Consider the following 18,977-nt stretch of genomic DNA (forward strand, 5'->3'; position numbering starts at 1 on the left):
ACGGAGCCGATCATGCGCGCCCCGGAGTGCGGGGCATGCGTTGTTTTAGTGTGCGTCCTTCTTCGCGCCGGACGACTTCTTGCCCGACGGCTTCGCGGCGCGCGGCGGGGCGTCGGCAGGCGTGTCGTCCGCCTTTGCGTCTGCGGCTGCCTTGCCGGCCTTGCCGTTCGGTTTGGCCTTGCCGTCGGCGTCCTTCGCGTCCTTCGCTTCAGGCGCGGCGAGCTTGTTGAACTTCACTTCGTCGCTGTCCTTGTCGTAGTCGAGCTCGCACGTGTCGCCCGACTTCAGCCGATCGGCGAGGATCTCCTTCGCGAGCCGCGTCTCGATGGTCTGGCGGATCTGGCGCTTCAGCTCGCGCGCGCCGAACTCCGGCTGGTAGCCGGCTTCGGTCAGGTGCGCGACGAGCGAGTCGCCCATCATGAGCGTGATGTCCTGCGCGGCGGCCGTGCGTACCACGCGGTCGAGCTGGATCTGCACGATCGCGCGGATGTTGTCCTTCGACAGCGCGTGGAAGACGATCACCTCGTCGATCCGGTTCAGGAACTCGGGCCGGAAATGCCCCTTCAACACCTGCATCAGTTCCTCGCGGATCGCCTTGTCGGTCTTGCGCGCGGCCTCCGGCTGCGTGAGGTTGTCCATGATGATCGCCGCGCCGAGATTGCTGGTCGCGATGATGATCGTGTTGCTGAAATCGACCACGCGGCCCTTGCCGTCGGTGAGACGCCCGTCGTCGAACACCTGCAGCAGCACGTTGTAGACGTCCGGATGCGCCTTCTCGATCTCGTCGAGCAGGATCACGCTGTACGGGCGGCGCCGCACGCGCTCGGTGAGCTGGCCGCCTTCGTCGTAGCCGACGTAGCCGGGCGGCGCGCCGATCAGCCGCGCGACCGCGTGGCGCTCCATGTATTCGGACATGTCGATGCGGATGATCGCCTGCTCGTCGCCGAACACGGTCTCGGCCAGCGCCTTCGCGAGCTCGGTCTTGCCGACGCCCGTCGGCCCGAGGAACAGGAACGTCGCGATCGGCCGGTGCGTCTGGCCGAGCCCGGCGCGCGACAGCCGCACCGCATCGCTGACGGCGACCACCGCATCGCTCTGGCCGACCACGCGCTCGCGCAGTTGCTCTTCCATCTTCAGCAGCTTCTGGCGTTCTTCCTGCGTGAGTTCGGACACGGGGATGCCGGTGAGCCGCGACACGACCTCGGCCACCGACTCGACGGTCACTTCGAGCGTCTCCGAGCCGGTCTTGCGCTGCCACGCCTCCATCATCTCGTCGACGGCCTTCTGCTTCGCGTTGATCTGCTCTTCGAACTGCTTCGCTTCGTCGAAGCGCTTGCGCGACGTCGCGTAATCCTGCTCGCGCTTCAATTGCGCGATCTGCGCTTCGCCTTCCTGAATGTCGACGGGGCGCGAGGTCGCGCCGATGCGCACGCGCGCGGCGGCCTGGTCGATCAGGTCGATCGCCTTGTCGGGCAGGAAGCGCGACCTGATGTAGCGGTCGGCGAACTCGGCGGCCGCGACGAACGCGTCGTCGGCGAACGTCACCTGATGGTGCGCCTCGAGGCTGTCGCGCAGCCCGCGCAGGATCACGATCGTCTGCTCGACGCTCGGCTCCGGCACGAACACGGGCTGGAAGCGGCGTTCGAGCGCGGCGTCCTTCTCGATGTACTTCTGATATTCGTTGAGCGTCGTCGCGCCGATCAGGCTCAGCTCGCCGCGCGCGAGCGCGGGCTTCAGCACGTTCGCGATGTCGAGGCCGCCTTCGCCGCCGCCCTGGCCCGCGCCGACGATCGTATGCAGCTCGTCGATGAACAGGATCAGTTCGTCCTGCTTCGCGGTCACTTCGTCGATCAGCTGCTTCGCGCGTTCCTCGAATTCGCCGCGATACTTCGCGCCGGCCACCATCGAGTTGATGTTGACTTCGACGAGCCGCTTGTCGCGCAGCACTTCGGGCACGTCGCCGTTCACGATCCGCTGCGCGAGCCCCTCGACGATCGCCGTCTTGCCGACGCCCGGCTCGCCGATCAGCACCGGGTTGTTCTTCTTGCGGCGCGCGAGCACCTCGATCGTGCTCTCGATTTCCTGCGCGCGGCCGAGCACCGGATCGAGCTTGCCCTGGCGCGCGATCGCGGTGAGGTCGCGGCCGAACTTGTCGAGGTTCGGCGTGCCGGTCGGCGCATCGACGCGGCCGTCCTCCGCGCCCTTGCCGACCACCTTCACGACCTTCTGGCGCAGCGCCTCGGGCGTCACGCCGTATTTCTTCAGCAGCGTGCCGGCGACACTGTCCGGCACCGATGCGAGCCCGATCAGCAGGTGCTCGGGGCCGATGTACGAGTGGCCGAGATCGCGCGACGCCTGGAACGCGTACTGCACGGCCTTCTTCACGCGCGGCGAAATCGACAGCTTGTCGAGCGGCGCATCGGGGTCCGCCGTGCCGGTATGCGCATGCGCGTCGATGTACGACTTGATGTCCTCCGGCGACAGCTTCAGTTCCTTCAGCAGCGCGGCGCACACGTCGGTGTCCGCGAGCGCGTACAGCAGGTGTTCGGAATCGAGCTCGCTGCGGCGCAGTTCGTGCGCCTTTTCGGCCGCGCGCTGCAGCAGTTCGAGCGTCTGTTCGCTGAACGCGTCGGTCGGGTCGACCGATTCGCGCGGAATCTCGGCGGCGAGCGGCGAGTCGTCGCCGAGCCCGCCGAACAGCGACGACGGTCCGCCACCGCCGAGCAGCGAATCGAACGGATTCAGCATGCTCTGATGCCGCATCAATTGACGGAAGTGGTAATCGCAGATCGAGATCGTCTTGCGCTCGCCGTCCTGCATCACGGTGGCGCGCGCAACGGCCGGCCGCGCGTGGCAGATATCGCAAAGTGCGGGCATGGTGGTCTGGCTCCTGTCGGTGAAGGTGGGTCGAAGCGTGACGCCCGATGCGGTGCGCGCCGGCGTGGTGCACGATCGCGGTCGCGGCGGGACGCGCGAGTGCGGCAAGGAGCCCACGGCATCGCTTCGACTGCGTTCAAAATAACGAATCGACGCGGTCCGTCCAAGACACAGTTCCATGCCGGACCGGTCGTGAATTGCACCCTCGCATCGACGCGGGACGGGGCGGCAAGGAGTACAGACGCGCAAGCGGGCGGCGGCGCGGGCGTGTGCGGCGCGTACGGCTTGCGGTGCAGGAAGCGGGACAGGGCGACGCCCGAACGGCGCGCGGTGCGACATCGGTGCGCAGTGCCCCGGCAGCGGCCGAACGGGGCGCGAGGCGGGACGCGAGACGGCACGCGACGCGCGGGCGCGAACCGGTGGCGTTTGGCCATGCGCGCACCGCAGGCGCGATGCGCCGTGCGGCCGGAGAAGGCGAAGGCGGGCGACACCGCACGCGCCGGACATCGCGCAACCGCGGTGCACCACGATCAGTCGGAGAGTGTCATCGCGAGCCGTTGCCGCGCGATCTGTTTGACGTCGGCAGACAGCGCCGCATTCTGCAGACCATTGGCCCACACGGAGAACGAATCCTCGATCAGGTTGCGCGTGTCGGGCGGCAGCTCGGCCAGCATCAGCGACACGACGGTAAACAGCACGGCGGTGTCGCCGGCCTGGCTGCTCGCGTGCGCGTCCACCGTCTGCTTCAGGGTAGCGACGGACGCCTGCAGCGCCTGTAATGCGTCATTCGATTCGCTCATGACATCCTCCATGCAAGATGGGCTGGATCGGCGACGAACCCGCGGCCGGCGGTGCGGCCGTCGCGCGCGACGCCCGGGCGGGCATCGCGCGCCGGCAACCGCGCTCAGGCGGCCGCGTTGCCCTGCGGCGCCACGGCCACCGATGCCTCGCTCGTCAGCATCAGGAACGTGAACGTTTCGCGCAGGTACAGGCGAACGCCCTTGTCGGTGTGGCTCGTGTAGCCGATCGACACGTCTTCCCCGAGGTGCAGCTCGTAATCGCCGCCGCGCGTGGACAGCACGCAGCCGCCGCTGATCGCCGGCGCCCAGATGATCTCGCCGCTGACGATCCGTTTGATATGGCCGAGGACCGGATAGCCCTGGTCGCGTGCTTCGCTGAGCGCGGTGTATGCGTCCGAACCGAGCACGACCGAGTACGGGCCGTCGACGCCGGCCAGGCGCATCGCTTCCAGCGCGTCGCTGATCGCGTCCGGGTACGCGCCGACGTCCGCCGGCAGCGTGAGCCGGCGGTTCGACGTGCCTTCGCGGATGCCGACGATGCCGGCCGCGCGGTAGCCGTCGAAGATCGCGCCGTCTTCGGCGAACGCGAGCCGTTGCGCGGCTTCCTTCGCCGGCTGCCAGTCGGCGTCGCGCGCGCCGCGCTCGACGCTGTCGATCGCGTCGCGGCTCAGCTCGAACGGCACCGTCAGCTCGACGATCGTGCGCGCTTCGCGCAGCCGCGCGTTCACGAGCTCGCGCGGCGCGTCGACGTCGAGCAGGTGCCCGGTGCCGACGGCCGACAGCTCGGGGCCGGCGGGGCCGTTGACGTCGACGACGCGGCGGCCGGCCACCGATCGCTTGAAGGTGCGCGCCACTTCCTCCTCGATTTGTTCCCAGGCGGCCGACGAGATCGGCGCGAGTTCGCGGTGCAGATTATTCATAGGTTGGGGTTCCTTTCAGCGAGCCAATGTTCAGCGAGCCGTCGCGATGCGGTGCGGCAGGCGCGGACGGCGTGGATTCCGGTTGGGTGGCTTCGGCGGGCGGCGCCGGGCGGTCGGCGAGCGCCTCGAGCAGGTCGGCCGACGGCACGAAGAACAGCGAGCCGGTGACCGCGCGGCTGTAGTCGAGCAGGCGGTCGTAGTTGCCCGGCGGGCGGCCGACGAACATGTTCTCGAGCATCTGCTCGATCGGGGCCGGCGAGCGCGCGTAGCCGATGAAATAGGTGCCGAATTCGCCGGCGCCCGGGCGCCCGAACGGCATGTTGTCGCGCAGGATCTTCACTTCCTGGCCGCCCTCGTCGAGCGTGGTCAGCGAGCTGTGCGAGCACGACGGCTTCACGTCCGGCGCGAGCTCGATGTCGGACAGCTTGGTGCGGCCGATGATGCGCTCCTGCGTTTCGACCGCGAGCGCGTTCCAGCCGGCCATGTCGTGCAGGTACTTCTGCACGAGCACGTAGCTGCCGCCCGCGAATTCGGCGTCTTCGTCGCCGATCACCGTGAAGTCGACCGCTTCGCGGCCTTCCGGGTTCTCGGTGCCGTCGACGAAGCCGATCATCGCGCGCTGGTCGAAATTGCGGAAGCCGTGCACCTCGTCGACGACCGTGACCGCGTCGCCGAGCGCATTGAGCAATTGCGTCGCCAGTTCGAAGCACAGGTCCATCGCTTCGGCTCGGATGTGCAGCAGGATGTCGCCGGGCGTCGCGACCGCGACGCGCTGGCCGGCGCCGAATTCGCGGAACGGATGCAGCGACGCGGGGCGCGGCTCGCCGAACAGCGTATCCCACGCGTCGGAGCCGAAGCCGCACACGCACGTGAGGTTGCCGCCCGGCACGCGCTTGCCGACCGAGCGCACCAGCGCGGCGATGTCGCCGCACCACGAACGGATCGTGTCGGCGTGATCGGCGCCGGGATTGATCGTCGCCACGAGAAAGATCGCGCTGCGCGTGATCGTGCTGTGAACGGCCTGGGAGAGCGGGGGAGGAGTGATCTGCATCGCGGCCTGCCGGTCAGTCATGTCGGGACGGACGGGTCGCGGCAGCCGCGGCGCGCGAACGCGAACGGTTGAACTGTGTCATGCGACTGTTCTCTGTGCTTTGTGACATGCGGATGAAGGACGTTGCGCGGGCATCGCGCAACGGGCCGCAGCGGCGGCGGCCGGCTCCCGGCGCGATGGGGAGGCGGACGTATCGGCCGCGCGTTCGCCCGGCGCGTGAACTGTCCGCACCGCGTAACGTCGTCGAGCCTGCAATCTAGCAGCTTCGACGGGGCTTTGGAACACGTATCGATGATCTGTCATTCGAATGGGTCAAACAGGGCTCGGTTTTGTGCGGCGCCCGCGCAGCTGTACTCCTGGCGCGCGCGGCGCTGTGCTCTTGAGCGTGCGTGTCGCGTGCAGTAGATTAGGTTCCGCTCCGCCCGGCGACGACCATCATGATGAACCTTTTGGAAGCGATGCGTATTTTCCGTGCAATCGTCGAGCACGGCGGGCTGTCCGGCGCGGCGGCCGATCTGCAGCTCGACGTCGCGCAGGTGAGTGCGCGGCTCGACGGCCTCGAACGCTATCTCGGCTGCCGGCTGCTACTGGACCGCTCGGGCGACGTCGTGTGCACCGAGGCCGGCGTCGCGTTTCATGCGTGTTGCCGGCGCACGCCGTCCGCGGTCGCGCAGGCGACCGGCGCGGTCGGAACCGGTGCGTGCGCAACGGTTTTCCGCCCGCCCGTCTCAGGCTTTCCGTTTCCCGACACCCGCCGCCGCGGCGATGGCGCATCGATCGCGGCACGACGCGTTGAATATCTCCACTGCCTCCGCCGATACGGCCGCCGAGCGCATTCGTCGCCGCTTCGGCCATTTCCTTCACGCGGCCGAGCTGGCCGGCCTGGTCGTGATCGGGCTGGCGACCGCGTTCGCGATGACGCAGGAGGCGTGGAAGGTCGTGCTCGCGGGCGAAGTGTCGCTGACCGACCTGCTGCTGATGTTCCTGTATCTGGAAGTGCTCGCGATGAACCTGCGCTACCTGCGGCTCGGCCGGCTGCCGGTGCGGTTTCCGCTGTTCATCGCGATGACGTCGCTCGCGCGCGACCTGATCCTGCGCGGCGCGACCGACAGCCCCGAGCGGATGCTGATGACGACTTTCGGGATCGTGCTGCTCGCTGTCGGCGTGCTGATCCTGAGCTTCGGCCAGCATCGCTTTCCGGCGGATGTCGACGATGTCGAGGACGACGTGCATGCCCGCAGGTAACGTGGCCCGGGCGGCATGCGAAGCGAACCCCGGTGCGCCGTGCGACGTGCGGCCTCATCTTCATATTCATCTTCATCCCGACACACGAGGTGTCGCATGACCAGACAATTGATCGTCGCCGTGTTCGGCAGCGTCGAGACGGCCCGCCGGGCCGCGAACGATTTCGAGGCGTTGTCGGAGAAGAACGAAGGATTCCACATCGAGAACGGCGTCGTCGTCGAGAAGGACGCGAACGGCAAGCTCGCGGTGCTCGACGCCGAATCGCGGCCGTTCAAGGGCGACGTGATCGGCGCGATCGCCGGTGGCTTGCTCGGCCTGCTGGCCGGGCCGATCGGCATGGTGACCGGCATGGCGGCCGGCGCGGGCGCCGGCATTCTCGCGCAAGCGGCCGGCAACGCGCTGCTCGACGGCACGTTCGTCGAGACGATCGCGGCACGGCTCGTGCCCGGCAGCGTCGCGGTCATTCTCGAAGCGGAGGAGGACACGCCGTTCTCGGTCGACAACGTCGTGACGGGATTCGGCGGCAAGGTCTTTCGCCAGGCGCTCGACTGAGCGCCCCTTTCGAACCGATTCGGGAGCATTGCATGCGCGTCGATCAATCCCGCACATAGCGCGGCGGATAGCCATCGACGGGATCGGGGTAGAGCACGCACAGGACGGTGGCCATCGGGGAGTGCTCCTTTGACAGGTGAAGTCGGCACGCGGATTGCGCGGCTCGCGCGGCCCCTCGCCGCGCGGCCGGCGTGTTGCGCCGCAACGTCGATCAGGTTCTACGCCGGTCGCGGATCGTGTACGAGCTACAGTCCGTGTTTGCGTGCGCTGCGAGGCGTCTGTACCTGTTCTTTTCAGGAGGGATGTCGATAATGGGATCGTTACCTGACTTTTCGGGAGCCACGTCATGACTGGAAGCGATGCGTCCTCACCCGATCTCACGCAAGGGATCGCGCTCGACGATCTCGCCGATGGCGCGATGATCGAAGGCCATGTCGGCGATGCGGCAGTGCTGCTCGTGCGCCGCGGCGACGAACTGTTCGCGGTGGGCGCGCAATGCCCGCACTACGGCGGCCCGCTGGCGAAGGGCCTGCTCGTCGGCGACACGATTCGCTGCCCGTGGCATCACGCGGCGTTCTGCCTGCGCACCGGCAAGATGGAGCGTGCGCCGGCGCTCGACGGGTTGCCGTGCTGGCGCGTCGAGCGGCGCGACGGCCGCGCGGTCGTGATCGATGCGCGGCCGGCCGCCGCACCGCCCGCGCCGAAGGCGGCCGGGCTGCCCGCATCGGTCGTGATCGTCGGCGGCGGGGCCGCTGCGATCGCGGCGGCCGTGACACTGCGGCAGGAAGGCTACCCGCACGCGATCACGCTGCTGAGCGCCGATGCCGATCCGCCGTACGACCGGCCGAACCTGTCGAAGGATTACCTCGCGGGCACGGCTCAGGCCGACTGGCTGCCGCTGCGCGCACCGTCGTTCTATAGCGGGCAGCGGATCGACGTGCGCTGCAACACGCGAGTCGCGCGCATCGATCCCGCGCAGCGGGCGGTCGAGCTCGCCGACGGCAGCCGTATCGAATACGGCGCGCTGCTGCTCGCCACGGGCGCCGAGCCGAACCGTTTGAACGTGCCCGGTGCCGATTTACCGCACGTTTGTACGTTGCGCTCGCGCGCCGATTGCGATGCGCTGATCGCGAAGCTGAAAACCGCGCGCCGCTGCGTGGTGGTCGGCGCGAGCTTCATCGGGCTCGAAGCGGCCGCCGCGTTGCGCACGCGCGGGCTCGACGTGCAGGTGGTCGCACCGGATCCGCATCCGATGGGCCGCGTGCTCGGCGACGCGCTCGGCGACACGATCAAGGCGCTGCACGAAGCGCACGGCGTCGTGTTCCATCTCGGCGCGACGCCCGCGCGGATCGGGCCGGACAGCGTGACGCTGTCGAACGGCGACGTGTTGCCGGCCGACGTCGTGCTGGTCGGCATCGGCGTGCATCCGAACGTCGAACTCGCGCAGGAGGCCGGGCTCGCGGTCGAACGCGGCGTGACGGTCGACCGCTTCCTGCAGACAAGCGCGCCCGGCATCTACGCGGCCGGCGACATCGCGCGCTGGCCCGATCCGCTGACGGGCGAGCGGATTCGCGTCGAGCACTGGGTCGTCGCCGAGCGGCAGGGCATCGTCGCCGCGCGCAACCTGCTCGGCCAGCAGCGGCCGTTCGACGCGGTGCCGTTTTTCTGGAGTCAGCATTACGACCTGACGCTCCGCTATGTCGGGCATGCGGAGCAATGGGATCGCGTCGAGATCGACGGCGACCTCGGCGCGCACGACTGCTCGATCGCGTACTGGCGCGGCAACACGCGGCTCGCGGTCGTGACGATCGCTCGCGATCTCGACAGCCTGAAGGCCGAAGCAGCGCTCGAGCGGCAGATCGCGCCCGCCTGAACGCAGCATGACGACACCCGCCGAACCTTGAAGGGAGACGAGATGAATCCCGACGTCCGTGCACGTTTCGAAACCGGGTTCGCGCCGCGTATCGCGACGCGCCTGCGCGACCTGTATCAGCCCGGCGAGGTGAAGGTCGACGTCGTGCCGCACGACGGGCAGGGCAGGCCGACGGTGCGCGGACGATGCGGGCGTCGTTACCGGTCGCGCGTCCGGATCATCACGCGGCCCTGGTCGATGCCGCCGCGCAGCGCTTCGTCGCACGTCAGCCATTCGGGCGTGACGAGTTCGGGCGCGGGCAGATCGACCGGCGCGCCGTCGCGGAAGATCCGCACCTGCGCGACCCACGCGCCGTTCGCGTTGCGTGTCGCGTCGACGCGAATCTCGTGACCCATGAAAGTGTCGGTGGCTTGCATCGATCGGGGCCCTCCGTCGTGAATGAACGTGGTGCGTGGATCGTATCAGCCTCGCGTGCGCCGCGCATCGAAAACGAACCGGCGGCGGCCTGTCGCTTGCCGCGCGAGACGGGAGCGACCCGGTGACCTTCGACCTGACCTTTTCGATCAAGGTGTTCGCGGCGCTGTTCGCGATCATGAACCCGATCGCGAACATCCCGGTGTTCCTGTCGCTGACCGAAGGCGCTGCGGACGGCGTGCGCCGCAAGGTCGCGCTGACGGCCGCGATCGGCGTGACGGTCGGCTGCATCGTGTCGGCCGTCGCGGGCGGCGCGATCCTGCGCGTGTTCGGCTTGACGATCGACGATTTCCGCCTCGCGGGCGGGCTGCTGGTGCTGCTGATCGCGCTGTCGATGCTGCATGGTTCGCCGAGCCGCCAGCATGCGCCGGGCAGCGACGAAGGCGCCGATCCGCCGGCCGCCGAAAGCGTCGCGATCTATCCGCTGACGATCCCGTTGCTCGTTGGCCCCGGCACGATCGCGACGATGATCGTGCTCGGACACGGCGCCGTCGCGAGCGGGCAGGAGCTCGCGTTCGCGCTCGGGCTTGGCGCGTTTCTCGTGCTGCTCGCCGTGTCGCTGCTGTCGGCGCCGCTGATCGGCCATTTCCTGTCGCCGCGCGTGACGGCCGTCACGCAGCGCCTGATGGGGATGATTCTCGCGGCGATCGCGATGCAGATGATCGTCGCGAGCCTGAAGGCCGCGTTCGGGCTGCCGCACTGAGCGCGTCCGTTCGACTGCATCGGGTGGCCGCACGACGCTGTCGATCGACGACGAACTGAAGCGCGTCGAAGCGATCTCCGTGGCCGAACGCGTGCAATGACAACGGCGGCACCCGCGGCAACGTCGCGCCGACCCACTGATTCCCCGGCCCGGTCTTTCCCCGAAATCGCAGCGCTTCCCGCCCGCGTGTCACCACGCGCAGTGTGCGTTGCACAGGCGCACCCCTTGCTCGATCGGCTCGACGGTCACATTCACCGTTTCCGTTTTCGACAAGGAGGGCCTGACATGAAAGCAGTCGTATTTCACGGTATCGGCGATATTCGCATCGACACGGTGCCCGATCCGGAAGTCTCCGCGCCGACCGACGCGGTCGTGCGCCTGACCGCCAGCGCGATCTGCGGCACCGATCTGCACATGGTGCGCGGCACGCTCGGCGGGATGAAGCCCGGCACGATTCTCGGCCACGAGGGCGTCGGCATCGTCGAGGCGGTCGGGCGCGACGTACGCAACCTGCGGCGCGGCGATCGCGTGCTGATTCCGTCGACGATCGCATGCGGTAGCTGCGCTTACTGCCGCGCCGGCTACACCGCGCAATGCGACGTCGCGAACCCCGGCGGGCCGCGCGCGGGCACGTCGTTCTTCGGCGGGCCGGCGGAAACGGGCCCGTTCGATGGGCTGCAGGCCGAATACGCACGCACGCCGCTTGCGCATGCGAGCCTGATCCGGCTGCCCGACGAGATCGACGACGATCGCGCGATCCTGATGTCGGACATCTTCCCGACCGGCTATTTCGGCGCGCAGCTTGCGGAAGTGAAGCCGGGCGATACGGTCGCCGTGTTCGGCGCGGGGCCGGTCGGCCAGTTCGCGATCGCGAGCGCGAAGCTGATGGGCGCCGGGCGCGTGATCGCGGTCGACCGCATCGCGTCGCGGCTCGAGATGGCGTGCGCGCAAGGCGCCGAGATTGTCGATTTTTCCGAGGACGACCCGGTCGACACGATATTGCGGCTGACGGGCGGAATCGGCGTCGACCGCGTGATCGACGCGGTGGGCGTCGACGCGATGCGCGCGACGCACGGGCCGGCCGCGGCCGATCGCGACGCCGCGCGTGCGTTCGATGCGGAAGTCGAGGCGGTCGCGCCGCACCGCAAGCCGGACGGCCGCAACTGGGTGCCGGGCGACGGGCCGTCGCAGGTGCTGCAATGGGCAGTGCGCGTGGTCGCGAAGGCCGGCACGATCTCGGTGATCGGCGTGTATCCGCAGGCGGCGCGCGTGTTTCCGATCGGCGAGGCGATGAACCGGAACCTGACGATCAAGATGGGCAACTGCAATCACCGGACGGTGACGCCGCCGCTCGTCGAACTGGTGCGCAGCGGCGCGTTCGACCCGCTGTCGGTGCTCACGCGCAGCGAGCCGCTGACGAATGCGATCGATGCGTATCGCGCGTTCGACGTGCGCGAGCCGGGCTGGATGAAGGTGAAGCTGACGCCGTGACGACACGAACCGAAACGATGCGAACCGAAACGATCAAACCGAAACCGGGAGGACTACGATGAGCGATCAATACGACAACTGCATGGCCGCGTGCGACGCCTGCGCGCACGCATGCGACACCTGTGCGGCCGCCTGCCTCGCGGAGCGCGACGTGCACGCACTGGCCACCTGCATCGCGCTCGACATCGAATGCGCGCAGCTGTGCCGCTTCGCGTCGGGCGCGATGGCGCGCCGCAGCGGGCTCGCACCGCGCATTTGCGCGCTGTGCGCACATGCGTGCGACTTGTGTGCGGCCGAGTGTTCGCGGCATGCGCACGAGCATTGCCGCCGCTGCGCGCTCGCGTGCGAGGCGTGTGCCGCGATGTGCCGCGCGATGGCGTGAGCACGGGCGCTTACGGCGTATCCCGAACCCGACGCGCGACGCGCTCCAGCAGCGCGTCGAGGACGGCCATCTCGACGGGTTTCACGAGATGGTCGTCGAAGCCGGCGCTTTCGGTGCGCGCGAGGTCGGATGCGCGCGCATGACCGGACAGCGCGACGCAGGTCGTGTCGCGTAGCGCGTCGATCGTGCGCAATTCCTGCAGCAGCGTGAAGCCGTCGACGTCCGGCATCGTCAGGTCGAGGATCATCAGATGCGGCGTGTAGTCGCGGGCGAGCGCGAGCGCTTCGTCCGCGTCGTACGCGACGCGCGGCGCGTGCCCCTTCATCTGCAGCAACACCGCGAGCGTGTCGGCCGAGTCGTGGTTGTCGTCCACGACGACGATGCGCAGCGGCTCGACGGCCGGCTGCGCGGAGGCGGCGGGCGCAGGCGGTGCGGCGGGCTCGTCGCGTGCCACGTGCGCGATCGGCAGCCATACCGTGAACGTCGCACCGTGGCCGGGCCCGTCGCTTTCCGCGGCGATTCGCCCGCCGTGCAGCTCGACGAACGACCGGCAGATGGCCAGACCGAGCCCGAAACCGCCGGACGGGGCTTGGCCCGATCCACCTTCCTGTTCGAACAGGTCGAAAATCGTCTCGAGCGCGCGGGGCGCGATACCCACGCCGCGGTCGACGACGTGGATCGCCACCGACTGCCCCTCGATCCGCGCGCCGACGTCGATCCGGCCGCCGTGCGGCGAGAATTTCGACGCGTTGTCGAGCAGGTTGTGCAGGACCTGGACGAGCCGTGCGTCGTCGCCGTGCAGCACCACCGCGTCGGCCGGGAGGTCGACGCGGATCCACTGCTCGCGCGCGGCCAGCTTCGGCTGGATGCTTTCGACCCCGCGACACACGAGGTCGCGCACGGTGACGGGGCGTGCGTCGAGTTCGACCTTGCCGGCGGTGATGCGCCCGACGTCGAGCAGATCGTCGACCAGCCGTGTCAGTTGACCGACCTGGCGGTTCACCGCGTCGCGGCATTGCGCGAGCGCAGGCGGCGGATCGGGCAGGGTCTGCAGCACGCCGACCGAATTGCGCAGCGGCGCGAGATGATTGCGCAGCTCGTGCGCAAGCGTCGCGATGAACACGCTGAGCCGCTGCGTCGACGCCTCGAGCTCCTCGAGCCGCTTGCGCTCGGTCATGTCGCGCGTGATCTTGATGAAGCCGCACAGCTCGTGCGCCGCGTCGTACACCGGCGTGATCGTCACGCTTGCCCAGAACTGCGTGCCGTCCTTGCGCACGCGCCAGCCCTCGTCCAGGAAGTGGCCGTGCGCGGCGGCCAGCGCGAGCCCTTGCGACGGCCGGCCGTAATCGCATCGATCGGATAGAACAGCGAGAAATGGTGGCCGACGATCTCGGCGGCGGAGTAACCCTTGATGCGCTGGGCGCCGGCGTTCCACGTCGCGACGTTGCCATAAGGGTCGAGCATGAATACCGCATAGTCGGTGATCGACTCCACCACGGTCTGGAACCGGAATTCGGCGAAGCGGTGCTGCAGGTCGCGCGCGTCGGACGAGCCGGGCGGCGGCGGATGCGGTTGGAGATCGGCGTCGTCTTTCTTCATCGGAGCGGCAAGTTGAAAATGCGGGCGGCCGCAGGTCGCCGGCCCGCCGCCGGACGCGCCGGCGGCGGCCATACGGAGCGAATTGGCACGTTCGAAAGCATAAAGGAACTCGATTCAGCTTATCAATGGGTGCGCACGGGGCGTGCCGTCTGTCGGGCCGGCCGTCCGCGCCGGGCGCGGCATGCCGATTGCACGCCAGGATGGTCCGCCTGCGGTGCGGCGGCCATCCGGCCGATCGCGCGGCGGCAAGCCAGGCAAGGAGGCCGACATGAACAGCACGCTGAATCCCGACAATGAACCGGCCGGCCCGGACGACGACAACGCCAGCCGCGGTCGCGACGGCCGGGCGCTCGGCCCGAGCGACTCGTCCGACAGCGGCAGCGATACGGCGGGGGCGCGGCGCCATCCGTTCGACGTCGATTCGCCGCTGGACGACCACGCGCTGGAGCGCGGCGATGCGGCACTCGACACCGATACGGATCGCGCGGGGACGGGCGAGCGCGCGTCGGCGGACGGCGATTCGACGCTGGAGGACGGCGCCGACATCGAGCCGGACCGTACGGAGCGGCTGAGCGATCCCGGTCGCACCGACGACCCGGACGAACCCGGCGGTGCCCCGTGACGCCCGACACGCAAAAACTGCAATCGCGTTGCAGATTGGGGCGCCTGACGGCTTCCCGGCGCGGCGACGCGCAACCGTCGCGGCACGGCAACGGCGCCGGCACGCGATTTGCATTCACCCGACCGACGCGCGCCGCGACCCGGCAGGGAGTCGTGCGCGGCGCGGGCGATCAAGGAGAGACACGATGCAACGACGATATCCCGGACGGTCCGGCGAGCGCGGCGGCCCGCCCGACTGGTACGAGCGCAACGAACGCGCGTACCGGGGCGCCGGCGAGCGCGGCATCCCGGACGACCCGGCCCGGTGGCCGGAAGAAGACGACGAATCGGCTGACCGGCGCTTCGCGAGCGAGGACGTGGGCCCGGAAGACTGGGGCAGCGAATGGACCGAGCGCGCCGCGCGGCCGGTCGACCAGCGGCGCGGCGCGGCCGACCCGGACTGGCCGGGCGGCGCGCGCCAGCCGGCGCGCGGCCCCGAGCGCGGCTACGGCGAACCGGGCCGCCGCACGGCGGCGGGCCACGAAGGCCGGTACGGCGGCGAGCGGCCGGAATTCCGCAGCCCGCACCGGATGGGTTCGTACGGCGGCGAGCGCGACGTAGGCGATCCGCGCTACGGCGGTGCCCCCGACCTGTCGCGCTTCGGCCGGGATACCGAACGCGACGCGCTGCGCCATCGCCGCGGGCCGAAAGGCTATACGCGCTCGGACGAGCGGATTCGCGAGGACGTATGCGAGCGGCTCGCGCATGCGCTCGAGATCGACGTGAGCGACGTCAGCGTGCAGGTGAGCGCGGGGCGCGTCGAACTGGACGGCACGGTGCCGGCGCGCTGGATGAAGCACGACATCGAGGATCTGGCCGACGGCTGCCTGGGCGTGCGCGACGTCGAGAACCGCGTGCGCGTGCGCCGCGACGACGAACCCGACGCGGGCATGGTGCTGCATCCGGACCAGCGGACCGTCACACCGACCCAGCCTGCCGCGCGCGACCCGGAACCGGGCGTCGTGGCGAGCGGCCGCGAGCGCGAACCGCGCCACTGACCCCCCATGGGTGAAACGCCGCGCCCCCGACCGCGAGTAATGCGTGCATGACGACCGGAATCGACGAAACGCCCGCGAAGGACCGTGATGCGGCCGCAGGCCGCGACCTCCGCCATCGCCGCGACAAGCGCGGCCTGCGAGCCCGGATCGCGGTCGAACTCTGGCGCGCGATCTGGCATTACCGCGCACGCGTGCTCGCGGCGATCGCGCTGCTGGTGCTCGCGAAAGCGGCGGCCGTATCAGTGCCGCTGCTGCTCAAGGATATCGTCGACGGCTTCGGCCGCGCGGCCGGCCAGCCGATGGCGTGGCCGGTGCTGCTGCTGTTCGCGTACGCGGTCGTGCGCTTCGCGTCAAACGCGCTGAACGAAGTACGCGACATGACCTTCGTGCAGGTGACGCAGCATACGGTCGCGTCGTTTACCGTGCGCACGTTCGGCCATCTGCACCGCCTCGGCGCGCGTTTTCATGCGCAGCGCGAGACGGGTGCGGTCGTGCGCGACCTCGAGAAAGGCACGGCCGGCATCGGCTACCTGCTCGGCGTCGCGGTTTTCACGATCGTGCCGACGGCCATCGAGATCGGCTCGGTGCTCGTGATCGTGATCAGCAAGTACGGCGGCGGGTTCACCGCGATCATCTTCGTCACGTTCGCCGTCTACGCGGCGTATACGGTGGTGTTCACGCGCCGGCGCATGCGCTACCAGCGGCGCGTGAACGCACTGGAGGCCGAGTCGAATTCGCGCGTGGTCGACAGCCTGCTGAACGTCGATACGGTCAAGTATTTCGCGCGCGAGGACGTCGAGCGCGATCGGCTCGAGCGCGTGCTCGACGAATGGCGCGAGGCCGGCGTCGACAACCAGTACGCGCTGTCGACGCTGCATATCGGGCAGAGCGCGTGCATCGGCGCGGGGATCGCGGCGGTGATGCTGCTCGCCGGGCAGCAGGTCGCGCGCGGCGCGATGACGATCGGCGATCTCGTGCTGATCAACGCCTACGTCATCCAGATCAGCCTGCCGCTGAATGCGCTCGGCTTCGTGTTCCGCGAGGCGAACGACGCGATGACGAACATCGAGCGGCTGTTCGGGCTGCTCGACGCGCGCGGCAAGCCGGGCGAGGACGGCGATGCGCCCGGCGCGCAGCCGCTCGTCGTGCGCGGCGGCGCGATCGAGTTCGAGCACGTCGACTTCGGCTACGAGCCGAGCCGGCAGATCCTGTTCGACGTGTCGTTCCGCATCGAGCCCGGGCAGACGATCGCCGTGGTCGGCGGCAGCGGCTCGGGCAAGTCGACGCTCGCGCGACTGCTGTTCCGGCTGTACCAGCCCGATGCAGGCACCATCCGGATCGACGGCCAGGACTTGCGGCTCGTCACCGAGCGCAGCCTGCGCGACGCGCTCGGCATCGTCCCGCAGGACACCATCCTGTTCAACGACACGCTCGCGTACAACATCGCCTACGGCAAGCGCGACGCGACCCGCGGCGACGTGATCGCGGCCGCGCGCGGCGCGCAACTCGACACGTTCATCGAGCGGCTGCCCGATGCGTACGACACGCGCGTCGGCGAGCGCGGCGTGCGGCTGTCGGGCGGCGAGCGCCAGCGCGTCGCGATCGCGCGCGCGTTGCTGAAGGCGCCGCCGATCGTCGTGTTCGACGAGGCGACGTCGGCGCTCGACACGCGCTCGGAGCGCGCGATCCAGCAGGAACTGATGCGCGTCGCGCGGCATCGCACGAGCCTCATCATCGCGCACCGGCTGTCGACGATCGTCGATGCCGACCGCATCCTCGTGATGGAGTACGGCCGGCTCGTCGAGCAGGGCACCCACGACGAGTTGCTCGAAAGCGGCGGCGTGTATGCGCAGATGTGGTCGCTGCAGGCGAAGCAGCGCGAGCTGGAACGCACGGAGGCGAAGTTCGCGCGGCAGCCGGTACGGATCAATCCGCTCGTGTCGCAGGTGCTCGATTCGCTGGCGGAGGCGGCCGCGCGGCGCGGCGTGCCGGTGTTCCGCCATGTGTCGGACGAGGATCTCGTCGTCAACGCCGATCCGGCCGCGCTGCGGCGCTTCGTGTGGGAGCTGTGTCGCGGCGCGATCGAAGCGAGCAGTGGCGGGCAGCTCGAGGTGCGCACGGTGCGCCACGACCCGGAAGCGCGCATCACGATCGCGTGCACGGGCGTCGACGCCGCGGAGTTGTCGCTGATCGATCTCGAACGCTTGCAGGACGCGATCGAGGAAGCCGGCGGCTACGTCGTGCGCGAACGCGACGATATCGGCGTGACGCTGCACCTGTCGCTGCCGATGTACGCGGTGGCGCCGGCATCGATGCCGTCCGGTGACGCCGTGCCGCCTCCGGATGCCGGTGCGGCGGCCGCCGCGAAGCCGCTCGACGGGCTGCGCATCGCGTGCGTGGACGACCACGACGAGGCGCGCGAGGCCCTCACCGCGCTGTTGAAGATGGCCGGCGCCGACGTGCATGCGTATGCGTCGGGCCAGGCGTTGCTGGACGACCTGTGGCGCGCGCGCCGGGCCGACTGGCCGGCGCTGCTCGTCTGCGACATCGACCTCGGCGACGACGAGGAGGACGGTTACACGGTGATGGCGCGCGTGCGTCAGCTCGACGCCGCGCGCGATCGCGACGGCCGTGCGCCGCTCGAGGCGCTGGCGTTGTCCGGCCATGCGCGCGATCGCGACCGCACGCGCGCGGTCGAAGCCGGTTTCCATGCGTACCTGACCAAGCCCGCGGTAGCGGCCGACCTGATCGCGGCGTTGCGTGCGCTCGCGTTTTCCTCCGGAGAAATCCATGCCGAACCTTCTGAATCCGACGACACCCGAAGCCCTGAACGCGCGTCGCGGCGGTAGCGCGTTCGCGGACCGCCAGGCCGCCGTGGCGGCCGTCGAGCTGCTGTTGCCGACGCTGTCCGCCGCGCTGCAGAGCGATTTCGTCGGCGACAGCGGCTGCCTGCACGTCGTGATCATGGACCCGGCGCTCGGGCCGCACGACGCGGCGTTCGAGGACGCGATCCTGTATGAGTTTTCGCTGCCCGACCCGAAGGACTGGGACGCCGACTATCGCGCCTATGCGCGGGCCAAGGCGCGGCTGTCGTGGGAAACGGGCCGCGACGGCCATGTCGTGCAGGCGCTGGAGCCGTACCGGCTGCGCGCGGGCGACACGAACCTGTGGGGCGGCGTCGCGCTCGGCGGCATCGTGGTCGGCGTGTCGGGCGCGCAGCCGTGGTTCGACGAGGCGTTCGCGGGCTGCATCGCGCACTGCCTGCGCGCGCTCGCGAAGCACCGCGCGCAGGCCACGCCCGACGCGCTCGCGATCTGAGGGGCCGCCTGGGCGCGGCCGCCCGGGCCGGTTT

Annotated in this window: 15 protein-coding genes and 3 pseudogenes; 12 read left to right on the top strand and 6 right to left on the bottom strand. The window is 69.5% G+C overall.

All coding sequences use genetic code 11. The features are described 5' to 3' along the window. Positions 1–45 precede the first annotated feature (45 nt). The 4 genes from AC3IFE_RS05570 to AC3IFE_RS05585 all read right to left on the bottom strand — a co-directional run bounded on the left by AC3IFE_RS05570 (position 46) and on the right by AC3IFE_RS05585 (position 5,669). Entirely contained in the window at positions 46–2,877 is a 2,832-nt protein-coding gene (locus AC3IFE_RS05570; RefSeq protein ID WP_489189829.1) for an ATP-dependent Clp protease ATP-binding subunit, read from the bottom strand. 530 nt (positions 2,878–3,407) lie between these two features. Next, complete coding sequence (locus AC3IFE_RS05575) at positions 3,408–3,677, bottom strand: hypothetical protein (protein ID WP_489189830.1); 270 nt, start codon at positions 3,675–3,677, stop codon at positions 3,408–3,410. A gap of 104 nt (positions 3,678–3,781) precedes the next feature. Beyond that, positions 3,782–4,597: a family 1 encapsulin nanocompartment shell protein gene (locus AC3IFE_RS05580; protein ID WP_489189831.1), complete on the bottom strand. Its 816-nt coding sequence runs from the start codon at positions 4,595–4,597 to the stop codon at positions 3,782–3,784. Beyond that, complete coding sequence (locus AC3IFE_RS05585) at positions 4,590–5,669, bottom strand: Dyp-type peroxidase (protein ID WP_489189832.1); 1,080 nt, start codon at positions 5,667–5,669, stop codon at positions 4,590–4,592. Before AC3IFE_RS05585 ends, AC3IFE_RS05580 begins: the two co-directional genes overlap by 8 nt. A 437-nt stretch (positions 5,670–6,106) precedes the next feature. Here AC3IFE_RS05585 and AC3IFE_RS05590 point away from each other — a divergent pair. The 5 genes and pseudogenes from AC3IFE_RS05590 to AC3IFE_RS05610 form a co-directional block, all read left to right on the top strand. Further along, positions 6,107–6,262: pseudogene (locus tag AC3IFE_RS05590) on the top strand (helix-turn-helix domain-containing protein); the annotation flags it as partial. Between the two features lie 178 nt (positions 6,263–6,440). Further along, positions 6,441–6,893 (top strand): phosphate-starvation-inducible protein PsiE, encoded by a 453-nt coding sequence (locus tag AC3IFE_RS05595; RefSeq protein WP_489189833.1) that lies wholly within the window; start codon positions 6,441–6,443, stop codon positions 6,891–6,893. A 96-nt stretch (positions 6,894–6,989) separates the two neighbouring features. Beyond that, entirely contained in the window at positions 6,990–7,445 is a 456-nt protein-coding gene (locus tag AC3IFE_RS05600; RefSeq protein ID WP_489189834.1) for a DUF1269 domain-containing protein, read from the top strand. Between the two features lie 346 nt (positions 7,446–7,791). Next, positions 7,792–9,318 carry an FAD-dependent oxidoreductase gene (locus tag AC3IFE_RS05605; RefSeq protein ID WP_489189835.1) on the top strand — a complete coding sequence of 509 codons (1,527 nt, stop codon included), beginning with the start codon at positions 7,792–7,794 and terminating at the stop codon, positions 9,316–9,318. Between the two features lie 42 nt (positions 9,319–9,360). Next, positions 9,361–9,480 (top strand): annotated as a pseudogene (locus AC3IFE_RS05610) (DUF5594 family protein); the annotation flags it as partial. Between the two features lie 35 nt (positions 9,481–9,515). Here the strand turns inward: AC3IFE_RS05610 and AC3IFE_RS05615 are convergent. Next, a complete protein-coding gene (locus tag AC3IFE_RS05615) occupies positions 9,516–9,734 on the bottom strand; it encodes a DUF6566 family protein (RefSeq protein WP_059574987.1) in 219 nt (72 codons plus the stop codon). Positions 9,735–9,856: 122 nt separating this feature from the next. On the opposite strand from AC3IFE_RS05615, the gene AC3IFE_RS05620 reads away from it, so the two are divergent. From AC3IFE_RS05620 to AC3IFE_RS05630, 3 genes are all read left to right on the top strand, one after another. Further along, positions 9,857–10,495: a MarC family protein gene (locus AC3IFE_RS05620; protein ID WP_489189895.1), complete on the top strand. Its 639-nt coding sequence runs from the start codon at positions 9,857–9,859 to the stop codon at positions 10,493–10,495. A 285-nt stretch (positions 10,496–10,780) separates the two neighbouring features. Then, a complete protein-coding gene (locus tag AC3IFE_RS05625; protein WP_089471182.1) occupies positions 10,781–11,986 on the top strand; it encodes a zinc-dependent alcohol dehydrogenase in 1,206 nt (401 codons plus the stop codon). A 58-nt stretch (positions 11,987–12,044) separates the two neighbouring features. Then, a complete protein-coding gene (locus AC3IFE_RS05630; protein WP_489189836.1) occupies positions 12,045–12,368 on the top strand; it encodes a four-helix bundle copper-binding protein in 324 nt (107 codons plus the stop codon). Positions 12,369–12,378: 10 nt separating this feature from the next. Here AC3IFE_RS05630 and AC3IFE_RS05635 read toward each other — a convergent pair. Next, positions 12,379–13,967, bottom strand: a pseudogene (locus AC3IFE_RS05635) (PAS domain-containing hybrid sensor histidine kinase/response regulator). Between the two features lie 268 nt (positions 13,968–14,235). Here AC3IFE_RS05635 and AC3IFE_RS05640 point away from each other — a divergent pair. The 4 genes from AC3IFE_RS05640 to AC3IFE_RS05655 all read left to right on the top strand — a co-directional run bounded on the left by AC3IFE_RS05640 (position 14,236) and on the right by AC3IFE_RS05655 (position 18,943). Continuing rightward, positions 14,236–14,589 (top strand): chemotaxis protein, encoded by a 354-nt coding sequence (locus tag AC3IFE_RS05640; RefSeq protein WP_489189837.1) that lies wholly within the window; start codon positions 14,236–14,238, stop codon positions 14,587–14,589. Positions 14,590–14,773: 184 nt separating this feature from the next. After that, the gene (locus AC3IFE_RS05645) at positions 14,774–15,625 is read left to right on the top strand and encodes a BON domain-containing protein (protein ID WP_489189838.1); all 852 of its coding nucleotides are present in this window, start codon (positions 14,774–14,776) and stop codon (positions 15,623–15,625) included. 47 nt (positions 15,626–15,672) lie between these two features. Beyond that, entirely contained in the window at positions 15,673–18,474 is a 2,802-nt protein-coding gene (locus tag AC3IFE_RS05650; protein WP_489189839.1) for an ABC transporter transmembrane domain-containing protein, read from the top strand. Then, on the top strand, positions 18,416–18,943 hold the full coding sequence (locus tag AC3IFE_RS05655) for a hypothetical protein (RefSeq protein WP_489189840.1): 528 nt from the start codon (positions 18,416–18,418) through the stop codon (positions 18,941–18,943). Before AC3IFE_RS05650 ends, AC3IFE_RS05655 begins: the two co-directional genes overlap by 59 nt. Positions 18,944–18,977 lie beyond the last annotated feature (34 nt).

The sequence above is a fragment of the Burkholderia sp. APQ4-4ca genome (assembly GCF_057837105.1).

What these genes read in the sequence shown, in the direction of transcription:
- AC3IFE_RS05630 (WP_489189836.1), top strand. Translation starts at nt 12,045, where the DNA reads ATGAGCGATCAATACGACAACTGCATGGCCGCGTGCGACGCCTGCGCG.
- AC3IFE_RS05640 (WP_489189837.1), top strand. Translation starts at nt 14,236, where the DNA reads ATGAACAGCACGCTGAATCCCGACAATGAACCGGCCGGCCCGGACGAC.
- AC3IFE_RS05580 (WP_489189831.1), bottom strand. Translation starts at nt 4,597, where the DNA reads ATGAATAATCTGCACCGCGAACTCGCGCCGATCTCGTCGGCCGCCTGG.
- AC3IFE_RS05600 (WP_489189834.1), top strand. Translation starts at nt 6,990, where the DNA reads ATGACCAGACAATTGATCGTCGCCGTGTTCGGCAGCGTCGAGACGGCC.
- AC3IFE_RS05650 (WP_489189839.1), top strand. Translation starts at nt 15,673, where the DNA reads ATGACGACCGGAATCGACGAAACGCCCGCGAAGGACCGTGATGCGGCC.
- AC3IFE_RS05655 (WP_489189840.1), top strand. Translation starts at nt 18,416, where the DNA reads ATGCCGAACCTTCTGAATCCGACGACACCCGAAGCCCTGAACGCGCGT.
- AC3IFE_RS05570 (WP_489189829.1), bottom strand. Translation starts at nt 2,877, where the DNA reads ATGCCCGCACTTTGCGATATCTGCCACGCGCGGCCGGCCGTTGCGCGC.
- AC3IFE_RS05615 (WP_059574987.1), bottom strand. Translation starts at nt 9,734, where the DNA reads ATGCAAGCCACCGACACTTTCATGGGTCACGAGATTCGCGTCGACGCG.
- AC3IFE_RS05645 (WP_489189838.1), top strand. Translation starts at nt 14,774, where the DNA reads ATGCAACGACGATATCCCGGACGGTCCGGCGAGCGCGGCGGCCCGCCC.
- AC3IFE_RS05575 (WP_489189830.1), bottom strand. Translation starts at nt 3,677, where the DNA reads ATGAGCGAATCGAATGACGCATTACAGGCGCTGCAGGCGTCCGTCGCT.
- AC3IFE_RS05625 (WP_089471182.1), top strand. Translation starts at nt 10,781, where the DNA reads ATGAAAGCAGTCGTATTTCACGGTATCGGCGATATTCGCATCGACACG.
- AC3IFE_RS05605 (WP_489189835.1), top strand. Translation starts at nt 7,792, where the DNA reads ATGACTGGAAGCGATGCGTCCTCACCCGATCTCACGCAAGGGATCGCG.
- AC3IFE_RS05585 (WP_489189832.1), bottom strand. Translation starts at nt 5,669, where the DNA reads ATGACTGACCGGCAGGCCGCGATGCAGATCACTCCTCCCCCGCTCTCC.